Below are 12,369 nucleotides of genomic sequence, written 5' to 3' on the forward strand. Positions count from 1 at the left end.
GGATTCCATCCGGCCCTCCCCCGTCGCGGGAAGGGCCCGGCACCGCATGCCCCCGTCCCCGACGTTCGTATCGGTGCCCGTCTCAAAGGACCACGCTGTGGCATCCCCCCGAACCACCCCCCAATCGAGACACCTTCCGCCCGTAGGAAAGGAGTTGACCGGCTCATGGCTGCGACGGATGACCGCCGGATTCGGCCTGCCGGCCCAAGACCTGCTGCGAGCCATCCTGAGCGGCCCGCGCAGCGTGGAAGTGACCGGCACGCCGGCGACCGGTCTGGAGCTGTTCCTCAACGTGCCCGCGCGGGAAGCCCTGGCCAGGTTCGCCGGCACGCCGCTGAGCGGGCTCACCTCCGCGCTGCCCAGCCTCGCCACCACACACAGCCGGATCGCGGACCGCGAGATCCGCAAGGCCGCCTGGTACGCGCCGTGCGCGGCGTGGGTGACGGCCTGTCCTTCCTGCTGCGGGCGGGCCTGGCTGCCCGGGCAGAGCGTGCTGCTCTACCCGCAAGCGGTCGGGCATGTCTGCCGGCGTCACGGTCGCTGGCTCCTCGCGCACGCCGCGGGGTCGGCGAGTATTCCACTCACATCGCTGCCTGAAATCCTCACCGCCCACCACCGCCATGTCGCTCTGGCGCAGGCCCGCCCGGAGGCCGCACAGGTGGTGGCGCTCGCCGCGGCGGTGGTGTGGTCGTGGCAGGTGCAGGGGTGGAAGGCCGAGACGGTCTGGCAGGACCGTGCGCGCCGGCTGGCCTCGGTCACCGGATGCACTCCGGCAGCCGTCATGCCGCATGCCCTGCTGGCGTATCCGGAGACGATCGCCGTCGCCCGGCTGCTGAGCAACCCGCCCTGGCGGCAGCGGCTGCGCGCGAAGGCCGCCACCGCGGGGGTGGCGGCCGCCGAGACGATGCTGCGGCAGGAGATCGGCCGCCGGGTGGAGAGGCCGTGGCTCGCGGACTGGCTCGCCGCCTGTGCCCGCATCGGCCCGCGGCAGGCCGCACGAACCGATCCGCTGCAAGGGTGGCTACTCAAATCCGTCAACGGCATCAGCGGTGACGCCCTGTGGACGGTGAACCGGGCGGCGGCCCGGCCCAGCGAGTACAGCGAGCGGGCCGGCCTTCTCACCGACCGCCCTGTCCGCAGCGTGGTGGAGGAGGCCAAGGCCGCGTTCCTGACCGGCGGTTGGGACCCCGCAGCCGTCCTGCACCCTCCCCGGAGAGTACCCTGACCACCCCCACCACGGCGCCCGGCCCACTCTCCCCCGCCCCTTCGGGAGGGCCGCTCAGGCAGCGGCGAGCAGGATGCCCCTCGCCGCCGTAGGGCTCTGCCCCGGCCTGCCCGGCCTCGCCCCAATCACCGTACGGGGACCCGGCTGCCCGCCGTCCCGCCGCCCGGCGCCGCACGCCCTTGCGCCCCATCCACTCGCCTTCCCCCAGGAGGACGCCATGCCCCTGATCGACCTCAAGTTGGCGCAACGCATGCTCACCGACCTCACCCGGGGTCATCTGATCCAGGCAGCCCCTGACGCCCTGAACTCCTATCGCTTCATGGCCAACGACCACGCCCTCATCGGCGACATCCCCGTACGCGGGTACAAGCACAAGGGCCGCTGGCGGCTGATGGAGGAAGACATCCGCCGCGCCGGGCAGGCGCTCGCCGATCTCGTCGTCGACACCGGCGTCCTCACCAGCGCGCTCCCGCCGGCCCGCCGAGGCCGCAACCGGCCGCCGGTTGCCGGCGCCGGCTGGCGCTCACACATCAACGGCTGCCTGGAGCGGGCCGCCTGCGAACGGCACAGGACCACCGGCTGCCGCCACGAGAACTGGCCGTGCCCGCTCAACGACCAGGGACTGCCCTGCGACATGACCTGGGAGGCGTTCCTGCAGCGCTACCAGAACGTCACGATCGCCAGCACCCTGCCCGTGCCGCTCATGTCCTGGTCGGGCACCCAGTGGATGCTCCCGAGCACCTACGCCGCCGTGCTGGACCGTGCCGAGGAAGCCGAGGACATCCTCAGCGCCAAAGCCGCCGCCTGCAGCAAGTGCGATGCCGCCGTGGACCCGTGGACGGGACGCAGCTCCAGCGCGGCCAGCTTCGTCACGCTCTGCGCGTCCTGCGCGAGCAGCATGTACCGGCCCTACCGCGGCCACCTGAAGGGCAAACCCTACAGCTCGCTGAGCTCACGGACGCGGGCCGACCACTACCTGTGCTCCCTATGCCGTAACCCGCGCCGCGCCTCCTACTGGGATCACTGCCACGACCACGACTTCGTGCGCGGACCGGTCTGCGGCAGCTGCAACACCGCCGAGGGCGGGGGATCCAACTTCCTCCAGCGCAGCGCAGGCGATGGCGTCCGGCACCTGCTGCGCTGCCCCGGATGCAAAGACGGGCGCACCCTGCCTCGCCGCCATCACCTCGAGGTGGTGGCGGCAGCCATCACCCCGGATCCGCACCACGGCTGCACGGCCGTAACCCGCAGGCAGTTCTGCCGCACCGAGGCAGACGGGTCGGTGTCGATGCACCTTGCCTGCTGGCATCAGGACGGCAGCGAGGCACGCTGGGTACAGGTGATCCCCACCGCCCAAGTCCTCGCCCTCGTCAGCGACTTCGTCGACGACGTGCTGCGCCGCGAGGGCGACGCCACCGCCTGACGCAAAAGCCGGCAGCCGCGTGGCATGGACCGGTACGGCGTTGGGCCTCGCATCGCAGGCCGCTGGCCGTTCGCACGCAAGGCGCGGGAACGGCCCGCGGTGCAAGTGCCCCGCCCCCGGTGGGGCACTGCCCTGCCCCTACGGCTGGCGCGGGCCGGTCGGGGTCAGCACGCCGAGCAACGCGGCAGCAGCTGTGATCCACTCAGGGGGCAGTCCGGCGCACGCCGTCACGATCACCGTGATCGTCACGGTGATCACGACCCGATGCCACTCGCTCGCGCCGTGTGCCCAGCCCTCAACGGGGGGAATTACACACTGAGGTACGGTCATCCGTATCACCTTCCAGGTGTTCCTGGGATGGGCCTTCAGCGCGTCATGGTTGGGAAGCCGGTGCGCTGGGGGCCCTTTTGTTTGTGTACGAGTTCTACCCTGCCGCCGCCAATGATCATAACTATCCGTGTCCGCGCATCGCTCGGCGCACGGCCGCACAAGTGGGCGCATGGCCGATATGGTCCAGGCACCACGGCAGCGGCGGGCGAGCCACCGCGTCGCCCGCCAACCGAGTGGCCCCGCTCGCTGTTGCGCCGAACGGAGCGTGGCGCAGGTTTTGTTCTACGCATTGCGCGTCTCTTCCCACGAGGCTGCCCCGGTTGTGGCGCAGAAGAGTGGGCCGGTGCGTGCGAAATGCCCCTCGGAACACGGTCGGTGTCGAAGCGGGCCGGTTCGCCGGCCGGGCGGTGCGGGCATCGCGGGCGGTGGCAGCTGCAGTGACGGTGGCCATGCGAAGGGCATGGTGATCAATGCGTGCCGTCGGTCAACGACCGCCGCGCCAGCCGTCTGGGCACCACCCGCCTGAAGTCTGTGGCCGAGGGCCGGGAAGGGGAGGTGGAACGAACTCGGAGTTCTTTCACGCCTGTCGAAGTCAGTGCCTGCTCCCTGCTCCCGAGCCTGCGGCCGCAGGGGGCGATGCAGGGATGAGCACCGTGGCCTGCTGCTCGGTATTCGGCACGCACGGCCTTGTGCCGTGGACCTGCCGCCGGAGAGCACGGTCGCGCCCGTTCACCTGCCCTACGCAGTTCGGCTTCACCGGTCGCGATGCCCGCCGGACGAGCCCGTGCAACCGTCTTTGGCTCAACATTCCATCCCCGCACGGCATCTGGTTCCGGCGAACTCTTCACCCGAGCCAGCGCAGGTAGGAACCGGCACTCACGAAGCCTGCCAGGCCCAGGACCCAGCTCAGCAAGGTCAGAGACACGAACACGCGCAGATGCCGACCCGCCTTGACCGTCAGCCCATTGCGGCCGAGGACAACCTTCCAGGTGGGGGTGACCCGTCCAGCCCTCTGTTTCATCGCCTTCGTCATGGCGCAGTTCCTCCCGGCGCTGCCAAGGCCTGCGGCTCTCGGAATGGGCTCGCAGTTCTTTGATGAGACAGCCGCTGCTACGCCTCACGCGAGGAATCAGACCAGTCCCGGTGAGTTCCGATGCCCGCCGTACCTTGGCGAACGGGCTCGTACATCAGCTACCGGCTTGCACCCTATGTTCGAGTTCGAGGAAATTCGAATGGCGCTGACCCTGTCCGCGCGAAGCCCTCTATCCTGCTCATACGCGACATGGGGGGGGCTGTGATGCAGGATCCGCACGGTCAGCAGCCTGAAGATGACGCGAGCGCGGCATACGAACGTGCCCTGGCCGACTTCGCGGACAGGCTGCATCAACTCCACATCGCGTGCGGAGCACCACCACGCAGCCAGATATCCAAGGCGGCTCGTCGGGCTGGCCGGTGCCGCCTGCCCACCTCGTCCCTCTCAGACGTTTTCGCCGGGCGTCGCCTGCCCTCTCTCGATTTTGTCAGCGAGCTGGTTCGCCAGCTGCGAGACGACCCTCAGCTCCTTGCCGAGTGGCGTGAGCGCTGGACCGTGGTGAAGCAGGCACAACTGCGGGCTGCTTACGCGGGCAACCGGTCACGCCGGAATGCCGAAGGGCCAAGAGGCGCTGAACTCCGTGCCGTGGAAGGCGGCCTGCAAGAAGCGCTCAAAGAAGCGGAGGCGCGGGCCGCAGCTGCAGAGAAGCGCGCCGAGGAAGCGGGTAAGCAAGCCGCAGAGAAGCCGACGTCCTCATGGGCGGCCGACGGAGCCTTCATCCCACCCGCCGGCGCTCCACTCATGCCTCTCGCGAGCTTGACGACACCGCAGCAGGTTCAGGTATGCGCAGACATAAGGAAGATCCACAGGGTGGAGTCATGCAAGCGCTGAGGTTCGTGAAACGACACGGTTCGTGGGCTCAGCACGATCTGTTCCTTGCCGCGCGGTTCGACGCGAGCCCAGCCGTGACGGATGAACTGAGGAACCTGGCGCACCGCCAGCGTCTCATGACGATCCACAACTGGTTCCGGGAGGCAGCTCGCGGCTCCGACACAACCCCCGCAGACATTGCAGAAGAAGTCATCCGGCAGCTCCAAGAGGCTCACCACCTTTTCCAGCAGGATCGCCTGCCCCGGTTGAGCAGTTCGTTCCCGTGCCGTATGTGCGGCGCAGATGGCGCTTCGGAAGGGATATGGGCGTGCACGAGCTGCGGCGTCTTCAACGCAACCGAAGGTGATCACGTCCGCCGGTTGAGCGACGACGAGCAGGCATTGCTGTGGCGAGGAACCCATGGGATGCGCCTGTGTGAGAACCAGTCATGCCAGGTCCAGCTGGTCGCTGCCGGCATCGGAGACAAATTCGGATTCTGCCCTGGCTGCCGAAGTCCCATGTGTATCGTCACGCCCTGAAGTGCAGGCCGCCCGCCGTGGGGGACGCCGGAGGCCTCAAGCGCGTCCACGATCGCTGCCAGCCTGCGGCTGATCAACACACTGATCTCGGCCGCCGACGACCCCTCCCCCGACGGCTACGGCTGCCAGGTCATCGCTGCCACCAACGACCCGCTCCCTCACTCCTATCGCGCCGTGCGGGCTCCCCTGGGCCGCCAGCCTGCGGACATGGACGTCGCCCTGCCACGCTCTGGTCGCGATAACCTCGCGCAGCGCCGACGCCATGTCCTGGTGCAGCGTCGCTCCCAGTGTGATCAGAACCGGCAGGCTCTCGGAATCGCCGTGCAGCGCGGACATCACCACATTCACGTCATCGTGGCGGTGAAGATGACGCTGGAACACGAACGCCCCCCAAAGACGCAGCAGCCCTTGCCCGCGCTCCTTGCGGCGGCAACGGAGCGCAGTACCTTCATCCTGCACCACGGCTCGGACAACCGGCCCAAGTCCATCGAAATAGCCCAAGGGGCGGCATGCCGTGCGTGATCCCGTGTTTGCACCTGCCCGACGACTCCCCTCCGGTTTCCCATCCCTTCTTGATCCAGAGCCGAACTGTGCCAACTACCATGCGCGTTGCTCGGCGCGGCGGGATCGAACGGCGGATCTGCCATGCGCTGCAGGCCGGTTGCGGCGCTCACCGGGGTAGTTACAGCCCTCCACATCGGACGGATGTTCGCATGTTCGGGTGATGTGCGAACGGAAAAGGGGCCGTTGTCAGTGCCTTCTTCCATGCTCCCGGCATGAGCCTCACGAGCAATCTGAAAGACCCGAACTCGCCGGTCTCCCGCTTCCTGGCCGTCCGTCTGCCCCGTACGGCGCACGTCCTCGGCAGCATCCGCAGTCAACTGCCGCCCCCTTCGGCCACCATCAGGCCGCAAGGCGGTCAGCGGTCCGACTACCGCAGTCTGGGGCGGGCCATCGACCGGCGGCTGCGGGTGGCCTTCGGTTCCCCCCTCGACACTGCCGTGAGCGCCGGCGTCATGTTCGCGGAAGGCGAGGTGGCCGAGCGATCCGGCCGCTCGGCCGGGGAAGCCGTCCAGCGGGCAGGCCGACAGCTGCTGGCCGAACTGGACAGCCAGTCTGCCGTGTTGGTCGGCCGTCCCCGAGAGGAAGAGGAACGGCTGGCCCGTCTGTGCTTCGTCGCCTCCCATTTCGAGGAGATCTTCCGTGCCGGGCTGTTTCCCGGCAATCCGCTGCTCCGGCTCGCTGCGGGCGGCAGCCTGGAGGATCTGCTCGCCGACGTCCCGGCATATGTGCCCACGGACATTGCGCGCCAGGTCCAACTTGCCGGTGCAGAGCAGTCGTTGGGCTGGGTTGCCCGCCTGCCGGCGGGCCAGTGCATTTGCGCTCCCACATTCGGCGGCAGTGACGACGTCGGTGGCGCGGATGCGGATTTCATCGCGGCGGGCAATCTCATCGACTGCAAGGCAACGATCCGCCCCGAACGGATCGAGGCGAATGGGATCCATCAGCTGGCCGGCTACCTGCTCCTCGACTACGAGGACCGGTACCGCATCGACCGGGTCAGCCTCTACCTGTCCCGGCAGGGCCGACTGGTCACCTGGACCTGCCCGGAGTTTCTTCGCATGCTGGGCAGTGACCAGCCGCTGCATGCACTGCGGGCCGACTGCCGTGCGGCGCTGGCCTCTCCCTCGCCGCCAACCCGGCTGCCCCGCCAGACATCCGGCACACAGGAAACTCTCTTCGACGCCGGCTCGTGAGGAGGTTTGACCATGCGCCCGGCACCGGCGTGCGGGCTACGCTGTGTGCACGCCGTTGCCGGGCAGCCTGCGGTGTCATGCGGCATCCATGGGGATCAGGGCAACTCTTCGGCAGGTTCCCCCCGGTTCACCGGTCGGGCTGGAGCTTGCGATGGGTTCCCGAGCGGCCGATGTCCAGGTCCAGCAGCTTGTCCAGTGGTGTGCCGCTGTGCCAGAAGCCGAGGAGATCGACGTCGATCAACGTCAGCCGGTGGCGGGCCGCGAAGGAACGGGCGTGTCGCGTGAAGACGCAGGAGGCGACGAAGAGCGCGACGTCTGCGCCGTGTTCGCTGCGGGCGGTGCCGTTGAACTTCTGCAGATCCGGGCTGCCCACCGTGCGGTGCTTGGCGTAGCGCTTGCACTGCACGACGAGCTTGCGGCCGTCCGGCATCCAGCCGATCACATCTGCGCCCAAGTCCGCCCGGCCGCCGACGCGTTGCACCCGGGTACAGCCGTCGCGGCGGCACAACTCTGCCACATGCTCCTCGAACTCCCGGTCCCCCATCGCCCACACGACGTCCAAAGACCGGCGGGCCTGCAGCTGGGCCTCCTGCGCCAGCCGCATCCGTTCGCCTTGCGCCTCCCGCCGCCCCGCCCGGACCAGCCCCACTGCAACCGCCGCCAGCACGGCCAGCCCTAACGCCAGCAGCACCACCATTGGCATGCCCAGCCCCTCCCCTGGTCGGCCACCTCGCGTTTGCTAGCTCCCCTTCTGCCGGACGCTTTACCCACATGGACGGAATGCCGTGCGCTGCATGTGCGGCTCAGCGTCGAGCTCTGCCGCCTGGGTCCCGCACAGCGATCACGGCCACGAGGAAGGCGTCAACGATCTGCGGGTTTCGGCGTCGAGCGGGTGAAGTCGATGTTGAACGGTTACCGTCGTCCAACCACGGAACAGCCACTCCAGCCGCATGGCCACCAGATAACCGACCAGGGCGACGCCAGCACGATCGCCATGGGTAGGGCGCACTATCGTCAACGTGCCTGTCACCCCTTAACCGTGGCCTCCGGCGCACTGCGGCGCGCCCAGAACCAAGTCCAGGGGGCACCACTGACATCCGGGCTGCGCTCGCCCGGGCGGGCGGCTACAGCTTGCGAAGTCCGCCGAGCACTCGCTCGAGGAAGCTCGTGTCGGGTGCAGCTCCGTTGTCTTCGTTTCCTCCCGGTTGGTGAATGGCGACGAGTCCTGCTTCCGCCAGAGCAGCCACCAGGATGCGTGCGACCCCCAGGGGGATGGACAGCAACGCCGAGATTTCCGCCACCGACTTGATGTCACGGCACAGGTGGCAGATCCGCTGATGCTCCGGCAGCAACCCCTGCAGTTGCTGAGGGTTTGCGGTGGTCGATACGAGTGCCTCGATGGCCAGTTGGTAGCGCGGCCTGGTGCGCCCTCCGGTCGTGGCATGGGGGCGAACGAGCGGGCCGCTGGCATCTGCATCGTTCTCGGCCGCCGTCACCGCACGGAGAAGGGCGTACGGATCGGCGGGCGCCGGGCCGCCGAATCCTCGTGTCCTGCTGGGGTGGACCGGGCCGCTCGCGCGGTGGGCCGGTCGGGCCGTGGCCGTGCTGGCAGGGCTTTGTTCGACCAGGCTCACGGACGGCCGGCCCTGGGTGGCGTCCTCCTGCGCTGCCACTCGCCGGCGGGCCTCGGCCGTTACCCGCTCAAGTGCGGCTGCCAGCGCGTCCGGTGCGGAGTAGCGTGCGACAAGACGGTCGTAGGCGGCGTCCTGACCGGTCGACACAGATGCGTCGTGGTGTGCTGGATTCATCGTCACGCCTCCTTGTCCATCCGGATCGCGTTCCTCAGCGCCCGGCGCGCGTGCGCGAGGTTGGCCCTGGCCTGCGCCGGAGTGCACCCGAGGATGTCAGCGATCTCCGAAGGGGTCATGTCCACCAGGGTCAAGGTCATGACTTCCTGCTGTCGTCGCGGCAGCGCCGCGATCACGGTGCCTGCGACCAGGGCCAGTTCGGCCGCCCTGAGGTCGTGGGCGGAGGTGGGGTCGACGAGTTGGCCTGCGGGCATTCCCGTGTGCTGATGCCCGGCGAGCTGGCAGGCCACGCGGAATGCGACGGTGCGAACCCAGGCCTGCGGTGCCTCCACCTTCCCCCAGTGCTCGACGAGTCTGGTCATGGCCTCGGCCGTTGCGTCCTGCGCAATCACCTCGCTGAAACCGCGGTGGGCGACCAGCATGGCAATCACCCGCGGATAGTGGGTTTGGAAGAAGGCGCCGAAGCCGTCGGGCTCACCGTCCACTCCGATCGTCCCTCCGGCCCGGGCGGGATGCCTGTCCGCTCCTGCGCTTGACGACGACAACCAGCAGGACCACCAGCAAGGCTGAAGTGAGCGTGATCAAGGCCGACTTGGTGGTCAGGTACAGACTTCCCAAGCCTCCCAGAAGGGTGTTGATGACAAGCACCAGACCGGCTGTCTCGCCGGGTTCCGGGCCGGTAGCCGGTCCGGCTGCGCCGAGGCTCCGTTCCGGTACCGGGCCGGGCACCGGCCCCGGCTCGTCGGGATCCTGCGGGTGGCTTTGTGTCATGCCTACCTAGAGCACCCAGACCACCCGAACGTGAAATGTGACCCCGGACACACCACTGGCCGATTCCGCGGACCAACCGGCGAGGACGTGGCCAGCAGTACGCGTTGGCCAGGTGCGTGCCGACCGGTGACCTCGCATCCGCGTGATCGTTGAGCAGCCTGGCCCCGCTGTCCGTCCGAGCCCTTTGGACGCCATGGCTTGCCCCCGCGAGGCCCTCGTGACGCGGCGGAAGCGCTGCGGTCCAGCAAGTCTTCGACCTCATGATGCTGCGGGAGCGTGACCGGCATTTCTGTGCGCGCGACGGCGCGGGTGGCGCCCGTCCGAGGGGAGACGACGTGGTCGTTTCTGCACCGGGTGTCGGCCGCCTACGGGCTGGAGGCTGGCGACATGGCGGGGTGTTGGCGGTGGGTGAACCCGCTACAGCAGAGACACCGTCGCCGTCTGGACGGCGAGGTGTTCCTGGACGAGGTGGCGCAGGAGCAGCTCGCCGCCTGGTGCGGCGTGTCAGCGGGGCATCTGACGCGAGCGTTGCCGTCGTGGGCGGCTGGGCCGGAGGCGCTGGCCGGCAGGGGCGAGGACGGGCAGGGGCGGGCACGGTGGCGGATGGGCGCACTGGAGTGGGGGCCGGTGGCGTTCGCCTGTTCCCTGTGCGCGGCCCGGCACGGGGCCGTTCAGGAGGTGTGGGTGTATCTGCCGCAGTGGCGGCGGGTGTGCGTGCGGCATGGCCGGTGGCTGCTGGACGTCGGTCAGGGCCATCCGCTGCGGTGCGTGGACGCCGCGGATCTGGCGGTGGAATTGGGGCGGGCGCAGCGTCAGTGGAGGCGGGTGGCGCGGGCCGGGGCTGCTTTCGGGGCCAATGAGGGTGAGGTGTTCGCTCTGGCACACGCGGTGGTGTGCGGGTGGTGGGAGCGGGAGGAGTTTTGGCAGCGGGAGACCGTGTGGGGGCTGCGACTTGAGCAAGCAACCGCCGCCATGCGCCGACAGGGAGCGGATCCGCCCGGATGGGGGGTGACGCAGTGGCGGTGGCTGGCGCGGGACATGGTGGTCTTCCCGGAAGTCGTCGCGGTGGCGGCGGCTCTGACGGACCGCCGGGTGCAACGGCTGGTGGCGGGAGAGCGGGCGGAAGGACTCGTGCGAGGCCCGGGTGCGGGTGTGCGCCTTGCTTCCGTGCTGGGTGAGTGTGTGCAACGACCGTGGCTGGCGGAGCTGGAGGCGGATGGGCATGCGGTGTTGGTGTCCTGGGCGCGGGCGGTCGTGCGGGAGCAGCGCCGCGCGGCCGGATTGGGGCCGCGGCACGGATGGCGCGGGGTGTGGTGGGTGCCTGCCGGGCATCGGCCGTTGGAGGTGGGAGCGGGTCTGCAGCTCCTGGCCGCGTCCCAGAGTGCAGATGCCGGTGTGGTTGGGCGGGGTGCAGAGCCGGCGCTGGTGCGCCAGGAGAGGCACGGCCAGCGCCTGCCGCAGCGAGAAGCGCTGTGGTTCACCGAAGGGCTCGAGCATGCGCGCCGTCATGTGCGCGCGGTCGGCCACCTGGCTGTGCCGCACCCCCGGGCCGGTCTTCGGGAGGGCTTCGACCTGGGGCGATGGCTGGCCAACCGGCGTGCCGATGCCACGTCGTTGACGGCGGAACAGGTCGTGCAACTGCGCGAGCTGGACGCGTGGTGGAATCCGCCCTGGCCTATCAGCTGGCAGCGCACCTGGTACGAAGCCCGCACCTTCGTCCAGCACCACAGGCCAGTTGGCGGTGGCAACAATCTCGCTGGTCTGCCGCCGTGGCTGGAGCGGTGGCTGCGCCGCCAGATCATCGACTACGAGCAGCTGCATGAGGAGCAGCGGCGCCTGCTCGGCGAACTCGGTCTCACCGAAGGCGAGGTGCGGCTCTTCCACGCCTGGCCCGGCCGTCGCCGCTCCACCGCAGACGGCCTGGAGGTTGCGCGCGCTTACGCTGCCCGGCACGGCCATCTCGCCCTCTCGTGGCCCACCGCTGTCGACGGTTTCCCTCTGGGGAACTGGCTGAAGAACGCGCGCCAGCGGCAGTGCACCGCAGGCCGCCCCACCCGCCTGGGACGGCAGCTGAACACCATCGACGGCTGGTGGAACCCGCCCTGGCCGGTGGCCTGGCAGCGTATGTGGTGGGCCTGCCGCTACCACCTGACCGGGCTCCCTGACGATCTTGAGTGGTGGGCCGCCGCACCGAATGGTGAGCACGCCGCCGCCTGGCTGCGCGAGCAGAGCGCACGACGACCGCTGCTGCAGCCACGGCAGCGGTCTCTGGTCGATGAGCTGCTGTCACTGGCCGGCGAAGTACCGGTGTGGCGGCCGCGGATCAGCGACGCCGCCTGGCAGACAGTGTCAGGAGTGCTGCCCGCGCCGTCGCACACCGGCGGCCGTCCCCGTAGCGAACGGCAGATCCTGGAGGCCATCATCCACATCGCCTGCACCGCGCAGGCATGGACCAGTCTCCCGCCGGCTCTCGGCCCCTTCCTGGCCTGCCGACGCCGCTATCTTCGCTGGCGCGACGACGGCACCATCCAGCGCATCTGCCGCGCTGCCCTGCCTGAACAGGACGTCATCTGGCAGCAACAGCTGGCCGCCTACATCGACTTGTCTGCATGA

At 69.2% G+C, this 12,369-nt stretch carries 10 protein-coding genes; 5 read left to right on the forward strand and 5 right to left on the reverse strand.

What is annotated here, in order from left to right:
* Positions 1 to 154 precede the first annotated feature (154 nt).
* Together ACIBN2_RS43360 and ACIBN2_RS43365 are read left to right on the forward strand one after the other, a co-directional pair.
* Complete coding sequence (locus tag ACIBN2_RS43360; protein ID WP_399143252.1) at positions 155 to 1,225, forward strand: hypothetical protein; 1,071 nt, start codon at positions 155 to 157, stop codon at positions 1,223 to 1,225.
* Between the two features lie 217 nt (positions 1,226 to 1,442).
* The gene (locus ACIBN2_RS43365; RefSeq protein WP_399143254.1) at positions 1,443 to 2,648 is read left to right on the forward strand and encodes an endonuclease domain-containing protein; all 1,206 of its coding nucleotides are present in this window, start codon (positions 1,443 to 1,445) and stop codon (positions 2,646 to 2,648) included.
* A 1,174-nt stretch (positions 2,649 to 3,822) separates the two neighbouring features.
* Here ACIBN2_RS43365 and ACIBN2_RS43370 read toward each other — a convergent pair.
* Together ACIBN2_RS43370 and ACIBN2_RS43375 are read right to left on the reverse strand one after the other, a co-directional pair.
* Positions 3,823 to 4,011, reverse strand: coding sequence for a hypothetical protein (locus ACIBN2_RS43370; protein WP_399143256.1), 189 nt, complete (start codon positions 4,009 to 4,011; stop codon positions 3,823 to 3,825).
* A gap of 836 nt (positions 4,012 to 4,847) precedes the next feature.
* The gene (locus tag ACIBN2_RS43375) at positions 4,848 to 5,303 is read right to left on the reverse strand and encodes a hypothetical protein (RefSeq protein ID WP_399143258.1); all 456 of its coding nucleotides are present in this window, start codon (positions 5,301 to 5,303) and stop codon (positions 4,848 to 4,850) included.
* Between the two features lie 324 nt (positions 5,304 to 5,627).
* Here ACIBN2_RS43375 and ACIBN2_RS43380 point away from each other — a divergent pair, with 324 nt between their 5' ends.
* Together ACIBN2_RS43380 and ACIBN2_RS43385 are read left to right on the forward strand one after the other, a co-directional pair.
* The gene (locus ACIBN2_RS43380) at positions 5,628 to 5,942 is read left to right on the forward strand and encodes a hypothetical protein (RefSeq protein WP_399143259.1); all 315 of its coding nucleotides are present in this window, start codon (positions 5,628 to 5,630) and stop codon (positions 5,940 to 5,942) included.
* A 254-nt stretch (positions 5,943 to 6,196) separates the two neighbouring features.
* Positions 6,197 to 7,177, forward strand: a complete 981-nt coding sequence (locus tag ACIBN2_RS43385) for a hypothetical protein (RefSeq protein WP_399143260.1) — start codon at positions 6,197 to 6,199, stop codon at positions 7,175 to 7,177.
* Positions 7,178 to 7,304: 127 nt separating this feature from the next.
* Here ACIBN2_RS43385 and ACIBN2_RS43390 read toward each other — a convergent pair whose 3' ends face one another.
* The 3 genes from ACIBN2_RS43390 to ACIBN2_RS43400 all read right to left on the reverse strand — a co-directional run bounded on the left by ACIBN2_RS43390 (position 7,305) and on the right by ACIBN2_RS43400 (position 9,470).
* Positions 7,305 to 7,874 (reverse strand): restriction endonuclease, encoded by a 570-nt coding sequence (locus ACIBN2_RS43390; RefSeq protein ID WP_399143262.1) that lies wholly within the window; start codon positions 7,872 to 7,874, stop codon positions 7,305 to 7,307.
* Positions 7,875 to 8,301: 427 nt separating this feature from the next.
* A complete protein-coding gene (locus ACIBN2_RS43395) occupies positions 8,302 to 8,985 on the reverse strand; it encodes a DUF742 domain-containing protein (RefSeq protein ID WP_399143263.1) in 684 nt (227 codons plus the stop codon).
* 2 nt (positions 8,986 to 8,987) lie between these two features.
* Positions 8,988 to 9,470: an RNA polymerase sigma factor gene (locus tag ACIBN2_RS43400; RefSeq protein WP_399143265.1), complete on the reverse strand. Its 483-nt coding sequence runs from the start codon at positions 9,468 to 9,470 to the stop codon at positions 8,988 to 8,990.
* Positions 9,471 to 10,032: 562 nt separating this feature from the next.
* On the opposite strand from ACIBN2_RS43400, the gene ACIBN2_RS43405 reads away from it, so the two are divergent.
* Positions 10,033 to 12,369, forward strand: a complete 2,337-nt coding sequence (locus ACIBN2_RS43405) for a Helicase associated domain protein (protein WP_399143266.1) — start codon at positions 10,033 to 10,035, stop codon at positions 12,367 to 12,369.

This window comes from Streptomyces sp. NPDC050534 (assembly GCF_044457745.1).
Lineage (GTDB): Bacteria > Actinomycetota > Actinomycetes > Streptomycetales > Streptomycetaceae > Streptomyces.

Coding starts and splice junctions, on each gene's coding strand:
- ACIBN2_RS43365 (WP_399143254.1), top strand. CDS start 1,443: ATGCCCCTGATCGACCTCAAGTTGGCGCAACGCATGCTCACCGACCTC.
- ACIBN2_RS43370 (WP_399143256.1), bottom strand. CDS start 4,011: ATGACGAAGGCGATGAAACAGAGGGCTGGACGGGTCACCCCCACCTGG.
- ACIBN2_RS43375 (WP_399143258.1), bottom strand. CDS start 5,303: ATGGGTTCCTCGCCACAGCAATGCCTGCTCGTCGTCGCTCAACCGGCG.
- ACIBN2_RS43380 (WP_399143259.1), top strand. CDS start 5,628: ATGGACGTCGCCCTGCCACGCTCTGGTCGCGATAACCTCGCGCAGCGC.
- ACIBN2_RS43385 (WP_399143260.1), top strand. CDS start 6,197: ATGAGCCTCACGAGCAATCTGAAAGACCCGAACTCGCCGGTCTCCCGC.
- ACIBN2_RS43390 (WP_399143262.1), bottom strand. CDS start 7,874: ATGGTGGTGCTGCTGGCGTTAGGGCTGGCCGTGCTGGCGGCGGTTGCA.
- ACIBN2_RS43395 (WP_399143263.1), bottom strand. CDS start 8,985: ATGAATCCAGCACACCACGACGCATCTGTGTCGACCGGTCAGGACGCC.